General features: G+C 64.4%; 19 protein-coding genes. 7 read left to right on the forward strand and 12 right to left on the reverse strand.

Going from position 1 to position 24,610, the window contains the following annotated elements:
* The first annotated feature begins 61 nt into the window (after nucleotides 1-61).
* Nucleotides 62-2,620, forward strand: coding sequence for a chemotaxis protein CheW (locus AC3A6F_RS21285; protein WP_487684594.1), 2,559 nt, complete (start codon nucleotides 62-64; stop codon nucleotides 2,618-2,620).
* On the opposite strand, the gene AC3A6F_RS21290 is transcribed toward AC3A6F_RS21285, so the two are convergent.
* From AC3A6F_RS21290 to AC3A6F_RS21320, 7 genes are all read right to left on the reverse strand, one after another.
* Nucleotides 2,617-3,540 (reverse strand): AraC family transcriptional regulator, encoded by a 924-nt coding sequence (locus tag AC3A6F_RS21290; RefSeq protein ID WP_487684596.1) that lies wholly within the window; start codon nucleotides 3,538-3,540, stop codon nucleotides 2,617-2,619. The two genes, AC3A6F_RS21285 and AC3A6F_RS21290, sit on opposite strands and share 4 nt — an antisense overlap.
* A 120-nt stretch (nucleotides 3,541-3,660) precedes the next feature.
* Nucleotides 3,661-4,395 (reverse strand): SDR family oxidoreductase, encoded by a 735-nt coding sequence (locus AC3A6F_RS21295; protein ID WP_487684599.1) that lies wholly within the window; start codon nucleotides 4,393-4,395, stop codon nucleotides 3,661-3,663.
* A gap of 101 nt (nucleotides 4,396-4,496) precedes the next feature.
* The gene (locus AC3A6F_RS21300) at nucleotides 4,497-4,985 is read right to left on the reverse strand and encodes an MSHA biogenesis protein MshP (protein ID WP_487684601.1); all 489 of its coding nucleotides are present in this window, start codon (nucleotides 4,983-4,985) and stop codon (nucleotides 4,497-4,499) included.
* Nucleotides 4,982-5,857 (reverse strand): prepilin-type N-terminal cleavage/methylation domain-containing protein, encoded by an 876-nt coding sequence (locus tag AC3A6F_RS21305; RefSeq protein WP_487684604.1) that lies wholly within the window; start codon nucleotides 5,855-5,857, stop codon nucleotides 4,982-4,984. Before AC3A6F_RS21305 ends, AC3A6F_RS21300 begins: the two co-directional genes overlap by 4 nt.
* On the reverse strand, nucleotides 5,836-6,315 hold the full coding sequence (locus AC3A6F_RS21310; protein ID WP_487684606.1) for a type IV pilus modification PilV family protein: 480 nt from the start codon (nucleotides 6,313-6,315) through the stop codon (nucleotides 5,836-5,838). The genes AC3A6F_RS21305 and AC3A6F_RS21310 overlap by 22 nt, the downstream gene beginning before the upstream one ends.
* On the reverse strand, nucleotides 6,305-6,787 hold the full coding sequence (locus tag AC3A6F_RS21315) for a GspH/FimT family pseudopilin (RefSeq protein ID WP_487684609.1): 483 nt from the start codon (nucleotides 6,785-6,787) through the stop codon (nucleotides 6,305-6,307). Before AC3A6F_RS21315 ends, AC3A6F_RS21310 begins: the two co-directional genes overlap by 11 nt.
* A complete protein-coding gene (locus AC3A6F_RS21320) occupies nucleotides 6,784-9,903 on the reverse strand; it encodes a DUF6701 domain-containing protein (protein WP_487684612.1) in 3,120 nt (1,039 codons plus the stop codon). The genes AC3A6F_RS21315 and AC3A6F_RS21320 overlap by 4 nt, the downstream gene beginning before the upstream one ends.
* A gap of 188 nt (nucleotides 9,904-10,091) precedes the next feature.
* Between AC3A6F_RS21320 and AC3A6F_RS21325 the strand changes: the two genes are divergently transcribed.
* From AC3A6F_RS21325 to infA, 3 genes are all read left to right on the forward strand, one after another.
* Nucleotides 10,092-11,741, forward strand: a complete 1,650-nt coding sequence (locus AC3A6F_RS21325) for an ATP-binding domain-containing protein (RefSeq protein WP_487684615.1) — start codon at nucleotides 10,092-10,094, stop codon at nucleotides 11,739-11,741.
* A gap of 73 nt (nucleotides 11,742-11,814) precedes the next feature.
* Nucleotides 11,815-12,072 (forward strand): hypothetical protein, encoded by a 258-nt coding sequence (locus AC3A6F_RS21330; protein ID WP_487684618.1) that lies wholly within the window; start codon nucleotides 11,815-11,817, stop codon nucleotides 12,070-12,072.
* 377 nt (nucleotides 12,073-12,449) lie between these two features.
* A complete protein-coding gene (gene infA / locus AC3A6F_RS21335; RefSeq protein WP_005664553.1) occupies nucleotides 12,450-12,716 on the forward strand; it encodes a translation initiation factor IF-1 in 267 nt (88 codons plus the stop codon).
* Between the two features lie 51 nt (nucleotides 12,717-12,767).
* Here infA and leuA read toward each other — a convergent pair whose 3' ends face one another.
* A complete protein-coding gene (leuA, locus tag AC3A6F_RS21340; protein ID WP_487684701.1) occupies nucleotides 12,768-14,450 on the reverse strand; it encodes a 2-isopropylmalate synthase in 1,683 nt (560 codons plus the stop codon).
* 566 nt (nucleotides 14,451-15,016) lie between these two features.
* On the opposite strand from leuA, the gene AC3A6F_RS21345 reads away from it, so the two are divergent.
* Both AC3A6F_RS21345 and AC3A6F_RS21350 read left to right on the forward strand, forming a co-directional pair.
* The gene (locus AC3A6F_RS21345; RefSeq protein WP_487684621.1) at nucleotides 15,017-16,135 is read left to right on the forward strand and encodes an NHL repeat-containing protein; all 1,119 of its coding nucleotides are present in this window, start codon (nucleotides 15,017-15,019) and stop codon (nucleotides 16,133-16,135) included.
* 140 nt (nucleotides 16,136-16,275) lie between these two features.
* Nucleotides 16,276-16,800, forward strand: coding sequence for a nuclear transport factor 2 family protein (locus tag AC3A6F_RS21350; protein WP_487684624.1), 525 nt, complete (start codon nucleotides 16,276-16,278; stop codon nucleotides 16,798-16,800).
* A gap of 225 nt (nucleotides 16,801-17,025) precedes the next feature.
* On the opposite strand, the gene AC3A6F_RS21355 is transcribed toward AC3A6F_RS21350, so the two are convergent.
* Nucleotides 17,026-17,457: a hypothetical protein gene (locus AC3A6F_RS21355; RefSeq protein WP_487684627.1), complete on the reverse strand. Its 432-nt coding sequence runs from the start codon at nucleotides 17,455-17,457 to the stop codon at nucleotides 17,026-17,028.
* 248 nt (nucleotides 17,458-17,705) lie between these two features.
* Between AC3A6F_RS21355 and AC3A6F_RS21360 the strand changes: the two genes are divergently transcribed.
* Nucleotides 17,706-18,992 carry an MFS transporter gene (locus AC3A6F_RS21360; protein WP_487684629.1) on the forward strand — a complete coding sequence of 429 codons (1,287 nt, stop codon included), beginning with the start codon at nucleotides 17,706-17,708 and terminating at the stop codon, nucleotides 18,990-18,992.
* 56 nt (nucleotides 18,993-19,048) lie between these two features.
* Here AC3A6F_RS21360 and gyrB read toward each other — a convergent pair whose 3' ends face one another.
* From gyrB to dnaA, 3 genes are all read right to left on the reverse strand, one after another.
* The gene (gyrB, locus tag AC3A6F_RS21365) at nucleotides 19,049-21,550 is read right to left on the reverse strand and encodes a DNA topoisomerase (ATP-hydrolyzing) subunit B (protein WP_487684632.1); all 2,502 of its coding nucleotides are present in this window, start codon (nucleotides 21,548-21,550) and stop codon (nucleotides 19,049-19,051) included.
* A gap of 199 nt (nucleotides 21,551-21,749) precedes the next feature.
* Nucleotides 21,750-22,856 (reverse strand): DNA polymerase III subunit beta, encoded by a 1,107-nt coding sequence (gene dnaN, locus AC3A6F_RS21370; RefSeq protein WP_109345937.1) that lies wholly within the window; start codon nucleotides 22,854-22,856, stop codon nucleotides 21,750-21,752.
* A gap of 96 nt (nucleotides 22,857-22,952) precedes the next feature.
* On the reverse strand, nucleotides 22,953-24,374 hold the full coding sequence (gene dnaA / locus AC3A6F_RS21375) for a chromosomal replication initiator protein DnaA (protein ID WP_123067963.1): 1,422 nt from the start codon (nucleotides 24,372-24,374) through the stop codon (nucleotides 22,953-22,955).
* Nucleotides 24,375-24,610: the final 236 nt, after the last annotated feature.

A 24,610-nucleotide genomic window follows, 5' to 3' on the forward strand; every position in this document is an offset into this window, starting at 1 on the left:
CAAGCGAAACCGAATGGCATGCGTCTTGCTTAACGGGAAGTAGATTTAACCCCTTCATCCCATGAACCAAGAACCCGATATCGATCTGGTGGAGAACTTCCTGCCATACATGCAGGATGTCGTGAAGCGCCAGGCGGCGCTGCATGAGCTGCACCAGACATGGCGCCTGATCGAGGCGTCCGCGAAGATGAATTGCCCCCTCGAAGCGCGCCTGCTGTTGCCGGCCGTGCTGGCCACGCGCACCGGCCTGGTGCAGCTGGAGCGCGACCTGGTCGCCAATATGGTGTCCGAAAAAGTGCGTCAGGTGATGCGCGAGGCCGCGACGCGCGCCCAGTACGCGCTCGACCTGTTGGTGCGCAACCTGTTCGAACGCACCGCCGACGTGGGCTTCCTGGCAGCCGACCTCGACCTGTGCCGCTTCCTGGCGCGCCTGGCCGCCGGTGAGGCTCCGGACCGCGAGGCGGCGCGCCGGCGCCTGGTGGCCTACCGCGACAAGTACACGGTGTACGACGACATCGTGCTGCTGGCGCCGGATGGCGCGGTGCTGTTGCGGGCCGATGCCGGCGCCACGCTAACGGTTAGCTGCGACCCGCTGGTGGAGGCCACCCTGGCGGCCCCGGGCTATGTTGAAACCTTCCGCGCCAGCGACCTGCGTCCCGGTGCGCCGCATGCATTGCTGTACTCGCAGGCCATGCGCGATCCGTACAGCGGCGCCATCCTCGGCGTGCTGTGCCTGAGTTTTTCTTTCGAACACGAGCTGGATGCGATCTTCAAGGCCTATGGCGGCGCCGACCGGCGCGCCAATATGCTGCTGCTCGACGCCGGCGACCGCGTCGTCAAGAGCCTCGATCCGCTGTGGATCGCGCCCGGCGTGCGGGTGCCGGTCAATCTGGATGGCGACCCGGCTCCGTGCCTGTTCGCCGGCCGCGAATACCTGGTCGCCACCGGCATCTCGCAAGGCTACCAGGGCTATCCCGGCCCGCCCGGCTGGAAGACGCAAGTGATGGTGCCGCTCGAGCTGGCGTTCCGCGGCGCGCACCCGGACGCGGCGGCGCAGCTGGCGCCGCGCATGCTGCAGGGACTGCTGTCGCACGCCCACACCTTCAGCCCGGCGCTGCATGCGCTGATGTCGTCGGTGCTTGGCGCCACCCAGGCGATCAAGCGCATCGTCTGGAACGGCAAGGTGACCAGCAGCGGCGCCGCTGCAGGCATTAGCAACGGCCGCCTGGATCCGGTGCTCGACCAGATCACCGAAACGGGCGAGCGTAGCGACGCGGCGTTCTCGCAGTCGATCCAGGGCCTGTACCAGACCGTGCTGGCGTCGAGCCTGCAGGAGGCCGGCGCCACCGCCCAGCTGCTGGTCGACATGCTGGACCGCAGCCTGTACGAGCGCGCCAACGACTGCCGCTGGTGGGCCTTGGCCGGCCAGCTGCGCCAGGCGCTGGCCGACGGCGACGACCCGCGGCAGGCCGAGACGATCGGCGCGCTGCTGGGCCACATCAACAGCCTGTACACGGTCTATAGCCGCCTGTTCGTGTACGACCGCAGCGGCCGCATCGTGGCGGCCACCGGGTCGCAGGAGGTGGTGGGCAGCCACCTCGCCAGCGATACCCTGGGCGCCGTGTGCGGCCTGCGCAGCGAAATGGACCACTATGCCGAGCCGTTCGGCGCATCGGCGCTGTACGACGACCGACCGACCTTCGTCTATCACGCGGCGATCCGCCATCCGGAGCGCGAAGCGGCGGTGGTGGGCGGTATCGGCATCGTGTTCGACAGCGCGGTAGAACTGCGCAATATGCTCGACAGCGGCGTCGCCGGCCGCGCCGACATGCAGGCCTTCCTGGTCAGCCCCGACGGCCGCGTACTGTGCGGCACCGATCCGGACCGGCCGGCGGGGACGCAACTGGCGCTCGACCGTTCATTGCTGGACGCGGCGGCGCGGCACGGCGCCGCGCGCCGCATCGTGGAGCATGCCGGCCACTACTGCGTGGCGGCCTGCGCGCGCGCCGCGGGCTACCGTGAGTTTCGCGCAGGCGCCAGCCGCGAGGAACCGGTGCTGTCGGTGCTGCTGCAATCCTTCGGCCCGGTGCGCGAGGACGCCGAGCTGGCGGCGCTGGCCGGCGCCGAACGCGTTCGCTCGGAGCACGAGCATGGGCGCGACTATGCATTGTTCCAGGTGGCCGGCGCCCTGATGGCGCTGGACGCCGGGGCCGTGATCGAGGCGCTGCCCTTCGCCCGGGTCAAGCGCACGCCGCCGTCCGATAGCGCGCGCATCGGCATGCTGGACGTCGACGCCGAACTTGGGCAGCCCGCGGGCCGGCGCGGCTTCGTCTGGGTGTTCGACCTGGCGCGCCTGGTCTCCGGCCGAGCGCATGCGCCGCGCGCGGACGGGCAGGTGATCCTGGTGCGCCACGGCGCCACCACGGTCGGCCTGCTGGTGGACGACGTGCATTCGGTGCAGCGCTTCGATCCGGCGGCGTCGACTCCGATCGGACTGGCGGGCGACGATGCCGCGCTGGCAGCCAGCCTGATCAAGGCGAACGGCGGCGCGCTGCTGATCCAGGAACTCAGCGCACAGCGCATCCTGGAACGGGTCTGCGGCGTGCCGGTGGCCGCCTAGCGCATCGCCTGCAGCAGGCTGGTAACTCCGAGCGACTGGCGCAGCCGCGTCGAGTCGCGCCCCGGCGACAGGCCGAAGAAGCGCGCGTACTCGCGCGAGAACTGCGAGCTGCTCTCGTAGCCGACCGCATGGCCGGCGCGCGCCGCGTCCTTGGCGCCGGTGAGCATCAGGCGCCGCGCTTCCTGCAGGCGCAGCTGCTTCTGGTATTGCAGGGGGCTCATCGAGGTCACCGACTTGAAGTGCTCGTGCAGGGTCGATGAACTCATGCCCACGTCGCCGGCCAGGCGCTCCACGCTCAGCGGGCGGTTGAAGTTGTCCTTGATCCAGCAGATCGCGCGCGTGACCTGGGCCATGCGGCCTTCGCCGCGCGCGATGTGGCGCACCACGTCGGCGTGTTCGCCGGTGAGCAGGCGGTAGTGCAGCTCCTTCTGCAGCAGCGGGGCCAGGACCGGGATGTCGTCCGGGTTCTCGAGCAGGCGCACCAGGCGCGCCGCGACGTCGGCCAGGCCGGGCGTGGTCTGGCTCAGGAACAGGCCGCGCGCTGACGCCGCGCCGCGTGCGCGCGGAACGGGACGCCCCGGCAGTTCGAGGTCGATCGCGGCCAGCATGTGTGGATCGAGGTCGACCCGCAGGCACAGATAGGGTTCTTCTTCGCTGGCCTGGGTGACGCAGCCGGTCACCGGCAGGTCGACCGACACCACCAGGAACTTGGCCGGGTCGTAATGAAAATCGCTGCCGGCCAGCGACACCAGCTTGGCGCCCTGGGCGATGATGCAGACCGCCGGGGCATGCACCACCTGCAGCGGCTCGGTGGTGCGGTCGCTGCGGATCAGCCACATGCCCGGCACTCGGCTCCGGTGCATGCCTTCGTCAGGCGCATGGCGGGCAATCAGGTCGGCGAGGTCACGGATCGCTTGCATTGTCGGCCTCCTCTTGGCGTGATGTGGTGTGGTGATTGGTGCCCCTATTACACCTCAATAACCGGGTACGATGCTCCGCAAGACTTGCCCAATCCTCCGGCGAAGGCTCCGGCGATGGCGCTAGACCACGCCGCCGTTGGCGCGCAAGACCTGGCCGTTGACCCAGCCGGCATCTAGGCCGGCCAGGAAGGACACGACGCGCGCGATATCCTCCGGCTCGCCCAGGCGTTCCAGCGGCGGCAGCCCGGCGAAATGGGCGATCTGCTCGGGCGTCTTCCCGTCGAAGAACAGCTCGGTCGCCACCGGACCCGGCGCCACCACGTTGACGCGGATGCGGCGGCCGCGCAGCTCCTTGGCGAAGATCTGGCTCATCGTCTCGACGGCCGCCTTGGTGGCGCCGTAGATCGCGTAGCCGGGCGGCTTGAGGCCGACCACGCTGGTCGAGAAGTTGACGATGCTGCCGCCTTCGTTCAGGCGGGTGGCCGCTTCGCGCATGGTGTTGAAGCTGCCTTGCACATTGATGGCGAAGGTGCGCGCGAACAGCTCGTCGGAGGTGTCGGCCAGCGGCGCGGTCTTGAGGATGCCGGCATTGTTGACCAGGACGTCGACCTTGCCCAGCTCACGCTCGACCGTGTCGAACAGCGCGCGCACCTGGTCGGGCAGCGCGACGTCGGCCTGCACCGCGATGGCCGTGTGGCCGGCGGCGCGCAGGGCGGCGACCGTGCGCTCGGCTTCCTCGGTATTGCTGGCGTAGTTGATGGCGATGCGGTAGCCGTCTTCGGCCAGGCGGCGGGCGACGGCGGCGCCGATGCCGCGCGAGGCGCCGGTAACGATGGCAACTTTGGGTGGGGTCATGGAATGCTCCTCGGGTTGGTTGAGGAATCCATGATGCGCTGTTATCGCAAGAAGATCATTCCTGCAAAACCGAGATCATTGTTTCGGTACGGCTAACAATATCAGTAGCAGAACTCGTTGTTGGCGGTCATGCAGACGGTAGCGACCCGTTTGCGTTCCACGTAGTCGGGCCGTGGGACGCTGGCGTCGTCCGGGCAGGCGCCAGCGCCATTGCGATTGCAGGCGACCGACTGGATCGTATAGATGTGCTTGACGGTCGCTGCCGGCTCACCGCTGGCGCCGGGATGTTCGCCTTCGCGAAAGACGCGGTAGGAGCAGGTGACCCTGACCCGGAAACCGGTGTCGCTGACGAAATCGCCGAGGTCCGTGATGCTGCCCGTTGGTGCGCAACGGCTGCCGAGGTCCTGATAGACCCATTCGATGCCGCCCCGCGCGGCCAGGCCGGCGCGGGCGCCGAGCAGGGCCTGGTTGACCGTGGTTTGCTGGGTATTGGTCAGCTGCAGCAGGGCGACCGCGATCCCGGCGACCACCACCAGGAACACGATCGCCGCGATATAGGCGAAGCCCGATTGTGGGCGCGGTTGGCTCATGGCACGTTGTCCACGTGGGCGCCGATGGTGAGCGGGACCGACTCGCCCTTGTCGCTCAGGGTCAGCTGTAGCTGGACGAAGCCGCTTTCCTGGGTCGCGCCCTGGTTGGGGGAATAGATGAAGGCGCAATGCGATACCTTGTCCGCGACCAGCGCGGCGCCGGCCGGTGCCGCGGTCGGGCAGGTAGGGTTGAGATGGAAGGTCGCGTCGGCGAGGCGATACAGCTTGCCGGTGCCGGTGCCGGTGTTCAGCTGCGCGTCCACGCACAGGTAGGTGACGACTTTTTCGTCCTTCGGCACGACCACGAAGCGTCCGCCGTCGTAGCCCGGCGGGATCTGGATGGCGGCGTCGAGGGTGATGCTGGACACGCCGGTGGCGGGGTTCGTGGGGGCGCCTGATTCCTTGACGAAGCCGACGTTCACTTTTTTGTAGACGTCGTCCGTGTTCTGGTTGCCGATCACGATGGCATCGCCCGGCACGGGCGCATTGACGGAGTCGGTCAGCACGTCGAACCGGTTCTTGGTCTCGGTGTCGTCGAGGAAGTCGCCGGCCACAGTGTCGCCGTCGATGTGGGGACCCATGCGGTAGCGGCCGCCATCCTTGGTCGGCACCAGTTCCATGCACGTGGAAGATCCGAGCCGCAGCGAATTGGGCACCGCGCTGCGCACTTCGCCGACGATCTTGCGCAGGGCGGTGTCGGCCTGGTTGGTCAGCGCCGCGCGCTGCCCGACCAGCAGGTAGCTGCGGATCGCCGGCAGCAGTTGCAGGACCAACACGCCGCCGATGATGCCGATCAGGACGATGACGACGATCAGCTCGACCAGCGTGAAGCCACGCGCAGGCAGGCGCTTCATGGTGTTGTTGGCTGCCATGGCCTGGTCCTCCATCCGGTGAGCTGCAATTGCTGGCCGCCGCGTTCCGTCACCACCACCTGGATGCGCCGGGCATCAGCGGCATCGGCGATGTTGGTCAGCGTTGTCGGGGTGACGCTGACCGCGACGTCGTAGCGGTCCAGGCCCGCGACTGCGCTGCCGTCCACGGCCACGATGCCGCCGGCGGTCGCATACTTGTTGTAGTGGTCGATCTCGGTATAGTCGGCGCGATCTGCGGGCTGTGCGGCGCTGCCACCGTCCGTCGGATAGGGCTTGAGCATGACCTCTTCCATCATGGTCTCGGCGATCGCCAGCATCTGCTGGGTGATCAGCGGGTCGGCGCTGGCGACGTTGGCGCGGTTGTAGACCGCGACCAGGCCGGCCAGCGCCGTGCCCACGATCACGATGGCGATGATCAGTTCGACCAGGGTCATCCCGGCCATGCGCTTAATTGACAAGGCCGGTCCTCCCGTCGACGTGGATCGTGCGCCGTACGCCACTGGAATCGCTGACCGTGATGTCGAAGCCCGTGAGCGGTGCGTCGGCCGCTGCAGCGGCGATGGTGCCGTCGGGACGGAAGAACAGGGCGGGCTGCGGGTTGTTCATGCTGACCTTGTCATCGTTGCTGTCGAAGGTGCCGTCGCCGGCGCCGTCGAGCTGCAGGTTGCAACCGGCCGTGCCGGCCGTCGTGCTGATGCGCAGTTGAATGCGCCGCTCGAAAGTCGTCACGCACACGATGCGGCGCTTGGCCACCGCGCTCTTCTGGGCGGTGCGCAATGCGCTGGCCACCTGGTCGCCGAAGACGACGGCCTTGATGCTGTTCTCGCCCATCAGCCGCGGAATGCCGATCGCCGCCAGCACGCCGATCAGCACCATCACCGTGATCAGTTCGACCATCGTGAAGCCGTCCTGCGGCCTGGCGTGCTTCAATTGAACACCTCGCGCATGTGGATGATGCGGCGGCTCTCGGGCGCGAAGATGCCGAAGGTGGCGCGGCCGGATGGGTCGGTGCAGCCGCTGAGCGATTGCAGCCAGGGCAGGTTGGCGGACGATGTTTGTGGATGCAAACTCAGGCAGGATTGGTCCGATCCAAGGCCAGCGCCGGCGCCGAGGTTGAAGGCGATGTCGATCCAGCCCGCCGTATCGCCCTGGACTGGCAGTTTGGCCTTGCCACCCTTGATGTGCAGGTCGGAAAAGACCTGGGTCTTGGGCTTGGCGCCGCTGCCGTTGGGGTGGGCATGGGCGTGGGGCGTCTGCGCGATCGCCGCCGCGGAGATGACGGTGAAATCGTCCTTGCTGTTGAACAGCCAGCTGTTGCCGCTCCAGTATTCCGCCGTCACCGGCAGATCGAGCGTGGAGCCCGCGCGGCCGAACAGCGTGGCGATGCGCAGGCGGCCGCTGCGGATTTCCGGCTGCACTTTTTCATGACTATCGTCGCCGCCCGAGCCGACCGTATTGTCGGCGTCCTGCGCGCGCAGGCGCATCACGCCGGGCGCGAGTGGCAGTCGCTTGCCATTGGCGTCGGCTGGAGAGGAATAGGTGGGATCGGCGCGCGCTACGCCCTTGGCAAACGCGCTCGCCGCGATCGTCGCGGATCCCAGGACACCGCTGTTCGGGTTCGCTGTCTTGCCGTCCTTGTCGTAGGCACTGAGCGTGACACTCTGGCTGACGATGCCGTCCGAATAGTTTTCGGTCGCCTGGCCCGCGGCGTTCATTGCCGTGACCTTGACGGGAATCGGCTCGCCCGCATAGAAGAAATCGAGTAGCTTGCGTGGCTCGTTCAGTTGCTCGACCAGGAAGTACTTTGGAATGACCGGTCCGACGCTGGCGCAGGCGTCGGTTCCTTCTGCTCCCTGCGTGCTGCCTGTGGTCGTCAAGCCGGTGTCCAGGAATGCATTCGCCGTCGTCGCCGTCAGCTGCATGCCGCCGACTTCGTTCCACGACACCGGCGCGGTCGCCTCGCCCTTGCCGAATTCGAATGCGTGCGACTCGAGTTGACCGGTCCTTGCGCCGGCAGGACGCACGCAGGCCAGGGAAAGCTTCGTCGAAGTCGTGTTCGATGGCAGCATCGTCTTGTCGAAGCCCTTGGTGACCTTGTTGTTCTTGCTGAGCGCCGACACTGCAACATTGAACGTATCGCCTGCCCGGATGGGCGCTGCCGGCGCTGCCAGGCTGAACTTGTACGGTGCGACGCCGAAGGTGGCATCGCCTTTCACTTCGCCGGATTTTGCTTTCAGGCTCAGTTCGCCCGCGTCTTCGTAGGTCAGCGTCACGGTGGCATCGCCATGCTCGTTGAACCTGGTCGCAAGCGTTTTCGTTGTGCCGGTAGCGCAGGCCAGGGCAATGTTGCTTTCCCTGGTCACGTTCAGGGGTTCGCTGCCACTACTCGGCCGCAGGTAGGCACAGCTGTATTCGACATTGATGGTTTCGCCCTTGAATTTGGCCACGCAGGCATTGTTGTTCGCGTCCTTTTCTCTGGCCTTGATGACTGCTGTAATACTTTCACCTGCCCTGGCCTGTGGTTGGGACTCCAACTTGATCTCGAAACCGGCGCCGGCAAAGCTCATGTCGCAGCTGGCCGTGCTTTCCTCGCCTGGAACGCTGCGGATGCAGCGTAGCGGCGTGGTGCCACCGGACGTCAGGCGCAGCGCCTCGGTGCCCACGGTGTTGCTCGAAACGGTCGCCTTGACCGTGCCGGTGCTGCCGATGACCGCGCTCACGTTGCCGGGGAATAGCTTGACCTGCGCGCCGCCTGCGAACTTGCTGCTGCAATCGGCATTGGCGCAGGCGGCGACCGTCACCGATTCCGGCGCGCATACGGAACCGCTGCCATCGTGCGAAATCAGGAAATGATCGAGCGCCCCGGCCGGAGGCTTGGCGCCCTCGCAGCGCGGCCCGTTGGCGGTATTGACCGGGTTGCCGCTCTGGTTGTCGACGCAGTCGCAGTAGCCGGGCCGGGTGCCTGCCTTGCACACGATGGGCTGGGTGACGCGCCCATTCCAGTACAACGTGGCGAAGTTGACCTTGGCGATGCCTTCGATCATGGCATTGGAGGCATACATCGTCAGCGTCCCGGTATCGACCGTCCCCTTGACCTTGACCGAGTCGCCCATCGTCAGGAGCTTGCTGGCGGTGATGTTGCCGGTGATATTGCTCTGTGAGGCATACAGTTCGACTTCCGGCGCGACGATATTGCCGCTGACCGTGCTGCCGGAGCCGAGGGTGAACCTGCTGGTGGCGGTGATGTCGCCCTTGAGCGTGACCGGGGAATCGGCGGTGATGACCGTGCCCTTGACCGCACCGCCGATGTTGGCGTGCGAGCCGATCTGGACCGGTCCCTGCGAGGTTACCGTGCTGCTGAGCGTGGCCGGGGAATTGATCGTGATCGAGGTCGTGCCGCTGACCGGCCCGTCGATGACGGCGCCCGAGGCGATCAGCAGCGTGTCGCTGGCCTTGACCTCGCCGGTGATCTTGAAAGGCGAATTGGTCATGATCGACGTGCCGCTCACCGGCCCGATGATGGTGGCGTACGAGGCTACCGACACCGCGCCACGCGACACCATCTTGCCCGTGATCTGGATCTCGGTCCCGGTGCCCAGCGAGAGCGTGCCGGCGGTGACGTCTGCCTTGAACGGCGTCGGGCCCGCGACCGAGAAGGTCCCGCCCGCCTCGATCGAGCCTCCGTTGACGACCAGGCTGCCCGGCGCGAGGCCGGTCAGGTTGATGCTGCCGGTGCTGGTCAGGCGCGCCGTGCCGGACATCCTGAGGCCGTGGTTCCACCCGAAGCCGACGTCGGCGTTGACGTCGACGGTGTAGCCGTCGCCGATGACCATCTTGTCGTCCCACTCGGGCAACTGGAGGGTGGGGCAGGTATAGACCTTCGCCTTGTTGCTGCAGTTGAGCACCTTGCCGCCATCGAAGCTATAGGTTTTGCCGGCATGGGCTGCGTCCATGAGGCACAGGCCCAGGACGAGGAGCAGGCACGACCACAGGCGCCGCAGCGGGGCGCGTGTCGATACGGTCGAAAGAACGGGGGCAAAATGCACGAGGGATCCTGCAAAGCGTAATGGACGAAAGTGTGCATTAGTTAGACGCCATACGACAATGAATTTTTCGCTATGACAATGACTAGCTCCTTATTTACACGCAGATGTGCGTTCCCCGTACAACGGTGTGTGACTATCATGGAAACAGACTTACAATAGTTTCCACCTTACTAACGCTTGCGGACACCATGGCCCATATCCAACCTGCCGGCTGGCGCGAGATGGCCGTCACCGGCGCCGCCGCGCGCGAGATCGAAACCCTGAGCTACCTCGAGCAGCGCCTGGCCGACACGCCCTACGTGATCTACCACGGCGTGCACTGGACGAATGTCGAGCAGGGCTACTCGGTGTATGGCGACGTCGACTTCATCGTGCTCGCCCCGAACGGCCGCATGCTGGTGATCGAGCAGGTCGCCGGTTTCCTCAACGAGACCCCGGAAGGCCTCGTGAAAAGCTACCAAGGCAAGCCGCGCAAGATCCGCAGCCAGATCCTGACCACCATCGAGGGCCTGACCAGGCGCTACCACGGCACGCTGTCGGTCGACTATCTGCTGTACTGTCCCGACTACATCGTGCGCGACCAGCAGCTGGCGGGAATCGACCCGGACCACATCATCGACGCCACCAACAAGCCCAAGCTGGCGCGGGTGATCCGCGAGTCGCTGCCGGTCACCGACCGCACCGACGACTTCGACAAGGTCACGCGCTTCTTGGGCGACACGCTGAACCTGCGGCCCGACCCCAGCGCCATGATCGGCAACGCGGTAAAAATGGTGACGCGGCTGTCGGGCGGCCTGGCCACCTGGGCGCGGCGGCTGGAGTTCTCGCCGTTCCGCCTGCATGTGATCGGCACCGCCGGCAGCGGCAAGACCCAGCTGGCGCTGGCCGAATACACGGCCGCGCTCGACGCCGGCCTGCGTCCGCTCTACGTCTGCTTCAACCGGCCGCTGGCCGACCACATCGAACGGCTGGTGCCGGCCGGCGGTCGCGTCGCCACCTTCCACATGCTGTCCGATGCCTGGCTGCGCGCGCAGGACGTCACGCCCGACTACGGCGCGGCCGACGTCTGGGACCGCATCGAACACTCGATGACGGACGTCGAGCTGCCCGAGACCTGGCAGTTCGACGTGGTGATCGTCGACGAGGGCCAGGACTTCTCGGTGGCCTGGCGCGACATCGTGCTGCGCATGCTCAAGCCGAATGGGCGCGCGATCTGGATGGAAGATCCGGACCAGAACCTGTACGGCCGCGCGATGGTGCCGCTGCCGGGCTGGGTCACCCTGCATTCGCACACCAACTACCGCAGCCCGCGCCAGATCGTCGCCATGCTGACGGAGCTCGGCGCCGCGCGCCAGCCGGTGGAGGCGGGCAGCCCGTTCAAGGGGGCCGACATCGAGGAGCTGACCTATCCTGAAGGGGACGAGGAAGCGATGCTGGCCCAGACGCGGCGCGCCGTGACTTCCTGCCTGGCGGCCGGCTTCGGGCGCCAGGACATCGCGATCTGCGCGTTTCGCGGACGCGAGAAATCGGCGATCCTGAAGCTCGACCGCCTGAGCGATGCGCACACGCTGCGCTCGTTCACCGGCGCCTATGACTTGTTCGGCAACCCGGTGTTTCGCGAAGGCGGATTGCTGGCGGAATCGGTGTACCGCTTCAAGGGCCAGTCGGCGCCGGCGCTGATCTTCACCGAGATCGATTTCGAGGAACTGGACGAACGCGCGCTGCGCAAACTTTTCGTGGGCATGACGCGTGCGCGCCTGAAGCTGGTGCTGGTGATGAGCGAGCGCGCCTCGCTGCAGATGCTGGACCGGATGAGCGGGCCGGGCGCCGCGGCGTGAAGCGCGCGCCGCATGGCGCGCGCCGGCGTATAGTCGGTGCATCCGGCCACATCGGCAGGGAACAGGAGGCAGCATGCACGAAGCGACCCCGGGCACCACGTTCCACGGCCTGCCATTGACCGCCGAACAGCATAGCGAGATCCAGCACTACATCCACTGCCGGCAGCGCGCCGGCAAGGACTGGGACACGCCGGAACTGCAGGCCATGCTGGCCGACATGCTCGATCCCCCTGAAGCAGCATTCGATTCCCGCCTCGACGACGATGCATCGACCGCCACCGAACGTTTCACTGCCGGCCGCGACGACAGCGAAGAGCCGATGCCGCATTGAGACAATACGAACATTATTTTGTGCGCCGCACAAAAATGCTGTTATACTCGGCCGCTCGATCAGGCAACGCCTGTTCGACAGTCCTCCGATCCGTGACCGCGCCTGTGCAGTGCGCGACTTTCCGGGGGACGTGTTTTCGGTATGTCAGTCAGCCTGTACAGCGGACGCACCACGCAGATAGCGCGGGCGCCCACAGCTCCGGCACCACGCAGATAGCATGGGCGGGAGCGGCGATAAATCGGTAATGCTTTGAAACGAAGCCCGCAGGATGCGGGCTTTTTTTTCATCCCTCTCCTGGCGTTGCATGCCGGGCCCCAACGATCCCCCGCATCCACGACGCCCGGCGCCTGCCGGCGCCGCACCCCAGGAGAACCCGCATGGCAAAAGAAGAACTGATCGAAATGAACGGCCTCGTGTCCGAAGTGCTGCCCGAACTGCGTTTTCGCGTCGAGCTGGAAAACGGCCACAAGATGATCGCCTATACGGCCGGCCGCATGAAGAAGAACCATATCCGCATCCTGATGGGCGACCGCGTCACGCTGGAGCTCTCGCCCTACGACCTGACCAAAGGCCGCATCGTGTTCCGCCATCTCGAGTCGCGCGGACCTGCCGGCCCGCGCCGCGCGCCGCAGCGCCGCCGCTGATCGATCGGCGGAGCGTCAGGGCGTCCCGCGCCCCGCCGCACGCTCCGAACCTCAGGCCGCCAGCGCGGCCGAATTCTCTCCGCCCGCCGCCATGTGACGGTTCACCGCCGACAGCACCGACTTGAACGAGGCGGTCACGATATTGCTGTCGATGCCCACGCCGAACAAAGTCGGTCCATTCCCCACGCGCAGTTCGACATAGCAGGCCGCGCGCGCATCGGCGCCCGAGCCGATCGCGTGCTCGTGGTAATCCATCAGGCGGATGTCCAAGCCCAGCGCCGTCACGAAGGCGTCGATCGGACCGTTGCCGGTGCCACTGAAGGCTTGCTGCGCATGGTGGCGCGTCACCGTCACGTCCAGCTGCACGTCATGCTCGCTGTCCTCGACCATGCGGTGCGAGACGTAGTGATACGGCTCGTCCTGCTCCAGGTATTCGCGCGCGAACAGCGCGTGCAGGTCGCCCGCGTTGATCTCGCGGCCGCTCTCGTCGGCCACGCGCTGCACGGCGCGCGAAAATTCAATCTGCAGGCGCCGTGGCAGCTGCAGGCCGAACTCCTGTTCCAGCAGGTAGGCCATGCCGCCCTTGCCCGACTGGCTGTTGACGCGGATGACAGCGTCGTAGCTGCGGCCCAGGTCGGCCGGGTCGATCGGCAGGTACGGCACTTCCCAGATCGCGTCGGGCTGCTGCTTGGCGAAGCCCTTCTTGATCGCGTCCTGGTGCGAGCCCGAGAAGGCGGTGAACACCAGGTCGCCCGCATACGGATGACGCGGATGCACTGGCAACTGGTTGCAGTCCTCCACCAGCTGGCGCACGGCGTCGATGTCCGAGAAGTCCAGGCCTGGGTTGACGCCCTGCGTATACAGGTTCATCGCCAGGGTGACCAGGTCGACGTTGCCGGTGCGTTCGCCATTGCCGAACAGGCAGCCTTCGACGCGGTCGGCGCCGGCCATCACCGCCAGCTCTGCGGCGGCAACGGCGGTGCCGCGGTCATTGTGCGGGTGGACGCTGATGACGAGCGATTCGCGGTTGTTCAGGTTGCGGCACATCCATTCGATCTGGTCGGCATAGACGTTCGGCGTGGCCGCCTCCACTGTCGACGGCAGGTTGACGATCATCTTGTTATCCTGCGTCGGTTGCCACACGGCGCTGACCGCATCGGTGATCTGCTTCGAGAAATCGAGTTCGGTGGTCGAGAACGATTCCGGCGAATACTCCAGGCCCCACTGGGTCTGCGGGTGCTGCGCCACCAGTTCCTTGATCAGCTGGACGCCCTTGACGGCGATCTGCACGATCTCGTCGCGCTCCATATTGAACACCACGCGGCGGAACACCGGGGCCACCGAGTTGTAGACGTGGACGATGGCGCGCTTGGCGCCGACAGCCGATTCCACCGTGCGGCGGATCAGTTCATCGCGCGACTGGGTCAGCACGATGATGGTGACGTCGTCCGGAATGTGCTTGTCTTCCACCAGCATGCGCACGAAGTCGAAGTCGGTCTGCGAGGCGGACGGGAAGCCGACCTCGATCTCCTTGATGCCGATCTTGACCAGCATCTTGAAGAAGCGCAGCTTCTTCTCGACGCTCATCGGCTCGATCAATGCCTGGTTACCGTCGCGCAGGTCGGTGCTCATCCAGATCGGCGGCGTGGTGATGCTGCGGCTCGGCCACTGGCGGTCGGCCAGGGGGACGGCGGGGAAGGGACGGTATTTGGTGGCGGGGTTGTTCAGCATGATCGGGGCTCCTGATGGGGTGGTCACTGGGCGACCTTATGGGTCTGAGGGGTGGCGACAGGCTGCCGGGCGGGCCACGAAAACGCTAGGCCCGGCAACCGATCGGTAGCTTTAGCAGCAGGCGAATGCCTGCGCGCGAGCCAGTCGCCAGGACGAACCCGGTGAGGAAAATCGATGGTGTGAAAAATGGCGTGGTAGACATCGGTGCGAATCCTACTGCTGTTGGGGCCGGCGGAGCCGGGACGTACGGCGGAATTTACGCGCGTAGTAGCAGGGCAGCCAGCGATAGCGCGCCGGCGGCTGGTAGGGTGGTCGACAGATGCAGGGTGAAAGACATAATTTCGACTTTAAGGAACTCTTGGCCGTATGTCAAGCGGGCAATTGGCAATTGTGGGAAAGAAAGTACGGGAAATTCGTCGTGTTTCTTAGGCGAATTGCTCAGCGAAAGTGTCACTTCGACGCCGTAGTGGCGCCGCGGCGATGCAGTTTATGCAGCTACCATGGCTGAGAACAGGGGCAGGTAGTTGGCTGCGTGATAGCATCGAAGACGGACCTTTCTGGAGAGATTCATGACCCGCCGTTCCGTGACCGACACCGCCCTCGATACCGCCCGACTTCGCCTCAAGCTGTGCGGCGCCGCCGCCGTGATGCTGCTGTGCTCCGCCTGCGGCGACGGCATCCCGAAGGACCAGGACGACGAGGACGGCGGCGATCCCCCGCCGGCACCGGTGGCAGCGCTGTCGATCCTGGCGGGCGATCCGACGATCGAAGGCACGATGGATGGCAGCGGTACGGCTGCGCGCTTCAAATCGCCGAGAGGCATTGCGATCGATGCCGATGACAATCTGTATGTCGCCGACACCGGCAACTACGTCATTCGCAAGATCACGCCGGCAGGCGTGGTCACGACGGTGGCGGGGGCGTCCGGCACCAGCGCCTTTGCCGATGGCGATGCGGGCAATGCGCGCTTCGACAATCCGGTGGCCGTGGCGGTGAACCGGCGCGGGACAATTTATGTGGCCGATAATTTGCGCATCCGGAGCATTACTACCGCTGGGCGCGTCAGCACGACAACCTCGATCCCCATCGGAAGCAATGTCGCCGCGGGCCGCGTGGCCTCGGTAGTGCCTGGCGCGATCGCGGTCGATGCCAACGATAACCTGTTCATCACCAATAGCTACAGTACACGCAGGATTTCGGGGGGCGACACGCTGATGCTGGAAGGCCAATCCGTCGTGAACGGTCTGACCGGCGTGAGCCTGTTCGAACCGCGCGGCGTGGCGCTGGACAACAACAATAACTTGTTCGTGTTCGACCTGGATCGCGAGATCAGCCGCTGGAATCCGAATGGCTTTATCGGCGTCAACAATATGATTACGCTGGCCGGCGCGCCGAATGCCCGGGGATCGTCCAATGGCGTCGGCAACGCCGCGCGCTTCGAGCAGGTGGTGGCGCTGACGGTCGACCCGCGCGGCAATGTGTACGCGGCCGATGCGATCAATAACCTGGTGCGCAAGATCACGCCGGAAGGCGTGGTCACGACGGTCGCGGGATCGACGCGATCGACCACCTTGCGCACCGGTGACCTGCCGGGCAGCCTGGCCGACGTGCGCGGCATCGTCACGGACGGCAAGGGCAATCTGTATGTCACGTCCGGCAATGCGGTGGTCAAGATCAGGCTGCCGTAGGCGCTGAACCGCATCTTCGGATGATCGTGCAAGCTTCCCGGATGATCGAGCTAACGTGCGCCAGCGCGTGCGCTGCACACTAGCCGGAAGCGGAAGAGCCGGGATGGCCTTCCCATTCAACGATCATCAAGGAGTGCGATATGGAATTCTCTCGATCCGGTTCGGGTGCTGCGTTACGCTGGACGGCTGCCTGGGTGTTGATGGCTGCGCTGGTCTGGTCGGCGTCCCCGGCGCGTGCCGACAGCGGCTCGGCGCAGGCGCAAGGCAACAAGGAAGCGGTCGGCAAGGCATTCGCCGCCTGGGCCGCCGGCGGGCGCACCTTCTTTGACGACATGCTGGCGCCCAATGTGGTCTGGACCATCAAGGGCAGCAGCCCGACCGCCCGCGTTCTTCGCGGCAAGCAGGAGTTGATCGACGGTGCGGTCACACCGCTGTCGACCCGCCTGCAACGCCAGATCCGGCCCACGATCCGCAACCTGTGGGCCGATGGCGATTACGTCATCATCGAATGGGACGGCGAAGCGGTGGCGAAGGACGGCAAGCCCTATCGCAACAGCTATCTGTGGATTTTCCGCATGCAAGGCGGCCGCGCGACCGAGGTGACGGCTTATCTCGATCTGGCGCCGTATGACGACGTGTTGCGGCGGGTGCCGGCTTCGCAATGAACCCAGTCAGGCTGTAATGACGTCAAATTAAGGCAAATTTCTTCTCGAGTTAGCATCAAAACGTCGTTACTGCCACTGGCAGTAACGACTCCCCACGCAGGTGGGGACCTAAGTTGCAAGCGTTTCGACGACGTTTGCAGCACTTGGGTCCCCGCCTGCGCGGGGACGACGTGCGGTTAGCTCAGCAGCTAACTTGATGGCATCACACTCAGCCTGGCATTACATTCAGCTTGGCATCACGACAGCCTGCTTCCCATACTCGACCATCCGCCCGCCGTGTTCACGTTGCCATGCCGCGGCGGTGGACTGGTCCGCAAACCAGATCTGCTCATGGTCGGCGAACGCGCCAAGATCGAGCCGGAAGCGGTCCAGCACTTCCGGCGAACGGCGGTCGATGTCGCGCTTGCAGGCATCCCAGGTCGCGTAACCCAGTTCCGCCGCCAGTGTGCGGAACATGTGCTTGAGCTGCAGTGCCGTGCGTGCGTGGTAGAGCTGCGTAACGCGCGCGTCGGCCGTCTTTCCAGCCGCGTGCACACGGCGCACGATGGGCAAGGCTTTGCTGGGCTGGTCCGAATGGACGCTGCGCAGCATGCCGCGGGCGTAGCGGCGCAGGAAATCGGTATTGGTATCGGGAGGGGTGTTTCGGTGGAGGCGCATGCCAAGTCCTTTTCACATGGTATTGGCCGCTCTCGCTACGGCATCAGTGAATGAACAGGGGATGAACTCCTGAAAAACGGTCACGTCGTGGACGTTGGCAGGTGCGCTGGCTTTCGCGAGAGTGGGCGTCCTGCACAGCCCGGAGCGGATGGTAGCACGAGTTTTATGTCTTGTTGTCGCTGTGTTGCAAACATGCCATGGCAAAAAAGGCGTAACCAGTCAGTGATCGTGTTTGATACCATCCCGAAATGAACGTTACCCCTACTCACCTGGTCGCGACTTCGCGCATCCGCTACCGCCAGAATCTGGCCCTGACGCTGCTGGTCGTCACTGGCGTCATCAATTACCTGGACCGCGCCACGCTGGCCGTCGCCAATGAATTCATCCGCGCCGACCTCGGCCTCTCGCTCGGCGAGATGGGCGTGCTGTTGTCTGCCTTCTCGTGGAGCTATGCGCTGTGCCAGCTGCCGGTTGGCGCCCTGGTCGACAAGATCGGGCCGCGCTGGCTGCTTGGTGCGGGACTGGTGATCTGGTCGTTGGCCCAGGCCGCGGGAGGCCTGGTCTCCACCTTCGGCTGGTTCGTGCTCGCGCGCGTCGTGCTGGGCATCGGCGAGGCGCCGCAATTCCCGGCTGCGGCGCGGGTGGTGAGCAACTGGTTTCCGTTGCGCGCGCGCGGCACGCCGACCGGCATCTATAACTCGGCCTCGCCGCTGGGTTTCGCGCTGGCGCCTTTGTGCCTGTCGCCGCTGATCGCCGCGACCAGCTGGCACTGGGCTTTCTTCATCACCGGCGCGCTGGGCATCGTCGCGGCCATCGTCTGGGTCATGCTGTATCGCGACCCGGTGCGCGAAGAGTTGACCGATGCCGAGCGGGCCTATCTGGATGAAGGGCAGAGCATGGAGGCCGCGCCTGCGACCGGCTTTGCGTCATGGCGCGCGCTGTTCCGCCAGCGCGCCACCTGGGGCATGCTGCTCGGCTTCTTCGGATCGGTCTATTTGAACTGGGTTTTCCTTACCTGGCTGCCGGGATATCTGCGCACGGAACGTCAGATGGACGTGGCCTATGTCGGTGTGGCGGCGACGATTCCCTTCCTGTGTGGTTTCCTGGGTGCGCTGTCGGCCGGTTGGGCGTCGGACCAGATCACCCGCCGCGCAAAATCGGTCGTTGCGGGGCGTCGGACGGCGGTGGTGCTGTCGATGCTGGGGATGGTGGCGTTCACGATTCCTGCCGCACTGGTCGAGAGCAATACCGCGGCCATTGCCTGCATCTCGGTCGTGATCTTCCTGGCCAATGCGGCCTCGGCCTGTTCGTGGTCGCTGGTGACGGCGGTGGCGCCGCGCAGCCGCATTGCCTCGCTGGGTGCGATCCAGAATTTTGGCGGCTTTATTGGCGGCGCACTGGCGCCGATCTTTACCGGCTATATCGCTCAGAGCTGGTCGTTCGTGCCGGCCTTGCTGACGGGCGCCGGCATTGCCTTTCTTGGCGCGATGTCGTATCAGTTCCTGGTGGTTCGGCCGATACCCGAGCAGGATTGAGCAGCAATAAAAAACGGCCTCACGAAGAGGCCGTTTTGACTTGAAGCGCAATACGATCAGACGTCGATATTGCCCGCCCGCAGAGCATTAGCCTCAATGAAGTTCCTCCGCGGCTCCACCTCATCCCCCATCAGCGTCGTAAAGATCTGATCCGCCGCAATGGCATCCTCGATCTGCACTTTCAACAAACGACGCACGGTCGGATCCATCGTGGTCTCCCACAGCTGCTCCGGATTCATCTCGCCCAGACCTTTGTAACGCTGCTTGGACACGCCACGTTCGGCTTCTTCACGCAACCACTCCATCGCTTGATGGAAATCGCGCACCGCGAATTCCTTCATGCGCTCGCCTTCGCCGCGGCGCACGATGGCGCCTTCGCCCATCAGGCCCTGGAAGGTCGCGGCCGAATCGGCCAGCAGCGCGTAATCGGCGCCCGCGACGAAGTCGGCGTCGATCGACGTCACCTGCACGTTGCCGTGGTAGATGCGTTCGATACGCAGCGCATGCTTCTCGGACAGCTCGTCCGAACGCACCTTGACCTGCACCGCCTTGTCGCCGATCGCGCTTTCCATGGCCTTGGCCGAAGCCTCGGCGCTCTCGAGCGTCGTCAGGTCCAGCGCCACGCCGCCGCTGAAGATCGCGGTCAGCGCAGCGCGGTCGATCACCCGCGCCAGGCGCAGCATGATGGCGTTGGCCAGGTTGTACTTGCGTGCCAGCTCGCCCAGTGCTTCGCCATTCACAGGCTCCGCACCATCTCTTGGAATCAGGGACGCTGTGTTCAGCGCGAACGTCATCATGTAGCTGGCCTCTTCGACGTCATCTTTGAGGTAACGCTCGTCGCGGCCGGCCTTGACCTTGTACAGCGGCGGTTGCGCGATATAGATGTGGCCGCGCTCGACCAGCTGCGGCATCTGGCGGTAGAACAGGGTCAGCAGCAGGGTACGGATGTGGGCGCCGTCGACGTCCGCATCGGTCATGATGATGATGCGGTGGTAGCGCAGCTTGTCGACGTTGAACTCGTCCGGGCCGATCGAGGTGCCGAGGGTCGCGATCAGGGTCGTGATCTGTTCCGACGACAGCATCTTCTCGAAGCGCGCTTTTTCCACGTTCAGCACCTTGCCGCGCAGCGGCAGGATGGCCTGGAACTTGCGGTCGCGGCCCTGCTTGGCCGAACCACCTGCCGAGTCACCCTCGACGATGTACAGCTCGGCCAGCGCCGGGTCGCGTTCCTGGCAGTCGGCCAGCTTCGACGACAGGCCCAGACCGTCCATGATGCCCTTGCGGCGGGTCAGGTCGCGCGCCTTGCGCGCCGCTTCGCGGGCGCGGGCGGCTTCGACGATCTTGCCGCAGATGATTTTGGCGTCGTTCGGCTTTTCCATCAGGAAGTCGGTCAGCGTCTTGGCGACGATTTCCTCGACCGGGCCGCGCACCTCCGAGGACACCAGCTTGTCCTTGGTCTGCGACGAGAATTTAGGTTCAGGCACTTTGACGGACAGCACGCAGGTCAGGCCTTCGCGCATATCGTCGCCCGAGATCTCGACCTTGGCCTTCTTGGCGAAGTCGTGCTCGTCGATGTACTTGTTGATCACGCGCGTCATCGCCGCACGCAGGCCGGTCAGGTGGCTGCCGCCATCGCGTTGCGGGATGTTGTTGGTGAAGCACAGCACCTGTTCGTTGAACGAATCGTTCCACTGCATCGAGACGTCGACCGAGATATTCGTGTTCTGGTCCGACAAGCGGTCGCCCGTTGCCTGGAACACGCTCGGGTGCAGCACGGTCTTGGCCTTGTTGATGTACTCCACGAAGCCGCGGGTGCCGCCTTCGAAGGCGAACAGTTCTTCCTTGCCGGTGCGCTGGTCGGTCAGCTTGATGCTGACGCCATTGTTCAGGAACGATAGTTCGCGGATACGCTTGGACAGGATTTCGTAATGGAACTCCACCAGCGTGAAGATCGTTTCGTCGGCCCAGAAATGCACCTCGGTGCCGCGCTTGTCGGTCTCGCCGGTCACCTTCATCGGGGAGACTTCGAAGCCGTCGCGGATCTCGATCAGGCGATCGACCGGGACGCCGCGCGTGAATTCCATCTGGTGCACCTTGCCGTTCTGGCGCACGGTCACGCGCAGCAGCTTCGACAGTGCGTTCACGCAGGACACGCCGACGCCGTGCAGGCCGCCCGACACCTTATAGGAGTTCTGGTTGAACTTGCCGCCGGCGTGCAGTTCGGTCAGGGCGATCTCGGTTGCCGAGCGTTTTGGCTCGTGCTTGTCGTCCATCTTGACGCCGGTCGGGATGCCGCGGCCGTTGTCGGCGATCGAAATCGAGTTGTCGGAGTGGATGGTGACGTGGATCTCGGTGCAGAAACCTGCCAGCGCTTCGTCGATCGAGTTGTCGAGGACCTCGAACACCAGGTGGTGCAGGCCGGTGCCGTCCGAGGTGTCGCCGATATACATGCCCGGGCGCTTGCGCACCGCTTCGAGGCCTTCCAGGATCTGGATGGAAGACGCGCCGTAATCATCCGCGCTTGGGGCGGGCTGTTCTGCTGGGATATTCTCGGACATGGACTGCTTTCTATAAAACGGGTGGATCCGATGTATGCAGTCCGTCACGTCAGCTTCGGCCTGCAGCTCGGAAACGTCGTTCCCGCGCAGGCGGGAACCCAAGTTCGTTGGCGTTCAAGCAAACTTGGGTCCCCGCCTGCGCGGGGACGACGGTCTTGAGGCTAACTGTTGTTGGCGCGCCGTCTGCCTGCCAACCTTCTTAAATGCGCATCGGCATGACGACATACTTGAAGTCGCCATTGTCGGGAATCGAGATCAGCGCCGACGAGTTCGAGTCGCCCAGGGCGATGTTCACCTGGTCGCATTTCAGGTTGTTGAGCACGTCGAGCAGGTAGGTGACGTTGAAACCGATGTCGATCGAATCGCCGCCGTAGTCGATCTCGAGTTCTTCGACCGCTTCTTCCTGGTCGGCATTGGTCGAGCTGATCTTCATGACGCCCGGCTCGATGATGCAGCGCACGCCCTTGAACTTGTCGCTGGTCATGATCGCGGCGCGCTGCAGCGAACGCAGCAGTTCATCGCGGCTGATCGTGAAGTCGTTCTTGTAACCCTTCGGGATCACGCGGGTGTAGTCAGGGAACTTGCCCTCAACCAGTTTCGAGACCAGCTCGATGTCGGCGAAGGTGAGCTTGACCTGCGAGGCCGCGATGTCCAGGCGCACGGTTTCATCGCTTTCTTCCAGCAGGCGCTGCAGCTCGATGATGGTCTTGCGCGGGATGATGACTTCCTGGCGCTCGAACTGCTGCTCGGTCTCCACCTGGCAGAAGGCCAGGCGGTGGCCGTCCGTTGCCACGGCGATGATATTGCTGCCGTCGAGCACTAGCAGCAGGCCGTTCAGGTAGTAACGGATGTCCTGCTGGGCCATCGAGAAGTACACCATATTGAACAGGTGCTTCAGCGTTTTCTGCGGCAGGGTCACCGAGGCGTTGTAGCTGTCTGCCACCGAGACGGTCGGGAATTCCTCGGCCGCCAGGGTCTGCAGCGCGAAGCGCGACTTGCCGCTCTGGACCGCCAGGCGCTTGTTCTGCAGCGTCATCGTGACGTCGCCCGATTCCGGCAGCGCGCGCAGGATGTCGAGCAGCTTGCGTGCGGCTACCGTGGTGCCGGTCACGTCGTCGCCCGAGCCGATATTGGCGTGCGTGGTGATCTGCACTTCGGTGTCGGTCGACAGGAAGGACACGCTCTCGCCGGTCTTGCGAATGAGGATATTGGCCAGAATCGGCATAGTGTGCCGACGCTCGACAATACCACTCACGATCTGCAGTGGCCGGAGAAGCGTATCTCGGGTGGTTTTGACCAATTGCATAGTTATCCTCAGTACGTTTGAAAGGTGATGTATTACTAAAGCGATATTGTGCCATTGCCTGAGGCAAACACAAAAAAACTGCTCAAAGACAGGCGATCAGCCCTTGAGCGTCTGTTCCAGCACGTGCAGCTCGTGGTTGCATTCCGGATTCTTCTGGCGGTCGCCGGCGATCTTGCGCACCGCGTGCAGCACGGTCGTGTGGTCGCGGCCGCCGAACAGTTCGCCGATTTCCGGCAGACTCTTTTGCGTGAGCTCTTTTGCCAGGTACATGGCGATCTGGCGCGGACGGGCGATATTCGCCGGCCGGCGCTTCGAATACATGTCCGCGACCTTGATGTTGAAGAAGTCAGCCACCGTCTTCTGGATGTTTTCCACCGAGATCTGGCGGTTCTGCACCGACAGCAAATCCTTCAGGGCTTCCTTGACCACGTCGATGGTGATGTCCTTGCCGTGGAAGCGCGAGTAGGCCAGGATCTTGCGCAGCGCGCCTTCGAGTTCGCGCACGTTGGAGCGCAGGTGCTTGGCCACGAAGAAGGCGACGTCGTCCGACAGGGTCACGTCTTCGGATTGCGCTTTTTTCAGTAGGATCGCCACGCGCATTTCGAGCTCGGGCGGCTCGATCGCCACCGTCAGGCCGGAATCGAAGCGCGAGATCAGGCGGTCGTCCATGCCCGTGATTTCTTTTGGATACGTATCCGACGTGATGATGATCTGCTTCTTGGCCGCGATCAGCGCTTCGAATGCATAGAAGAACTCTTCCTGCGTCCGGCTTTTGCCACCGAAGAATTGAATATCATCGATGAGCAGCATGTCGAGCGAATGATAGTAATGCTTGAAATCGTCGAAGCCCTTGCGCTGATAGGCGGTGACGACGTCGCGCACGTACTGCTCGGCGTGGATGTAGCGGATGCGCGCGTTCGGCTGGTCGGCCATCACCTGGTTGCCGATCGCATGGATCAGGTGGGTCTTACCAAGGCCGACGCCGCCGTAGAAGAACAGCGGGTTGTACGACACGCCCGGGTTGTTGGCGACCTGGATTGCGGCGGCGCGCGCCAGCTGGTTGGCCTTACCGGTCACGAAGCTATCAAAAGTAAGCTCGGTGTTGATTCGGCTTTGCTCGCGCTTGGGCGAGTTGGCGATGTTCAGGTTCTGGGTTGGGCTCGGGCCGGCAGACGGATGCGGGTTCTCGGCGCCAGGCGCAGGGCGCGGCGCATTGAAATCGACGGTCGCCGAGTTGCCGGATGCGCTCGAGTCGCTCGCTTTGCGGGCAGGATGGTTCTTCGGGTCGAGCACGAACTGCACCTCGACCGGCGCTTCCCAGTATTGGGCGGCCAGTTCGGTGATGCGCGTGGCGAACTGCGTCTTGACCCAGTCGAGCTTGAAGCGGTTGGGCGCAGCAATGCGCAGCTTGCCGTCTTCGTAGTCGAGGGCGACCAGCGGTTTGATCCACGCGCTGAATTGCTGCGGCGTGAGCTCAAGCTCAAGCTGCGCGGATGCTGACTGCCAAAAATTTTCCATACTTCGCTTTTGATACGTAACACGCTATTTTACCTGTCTCGGCCGAAGTTATCCACAGGCGCTGCACATATTTTCCACCGAAATGGCGAGCCGGGCCGACCCCTTGCCAAGCTGGAAACGCGTACGGGCGCCGCTTGGTGAAACAACACCCGCCTTGACATGGAGGTGCGAAGTAGAGTCTAATTCAGGGTTCCCCGTCCATGCGCCATGCCAGGCTGTGATTTTTCAGCGGCTGG

Source organism: Massilia sp. Soil_C_3, assembly GCF_057657035.1.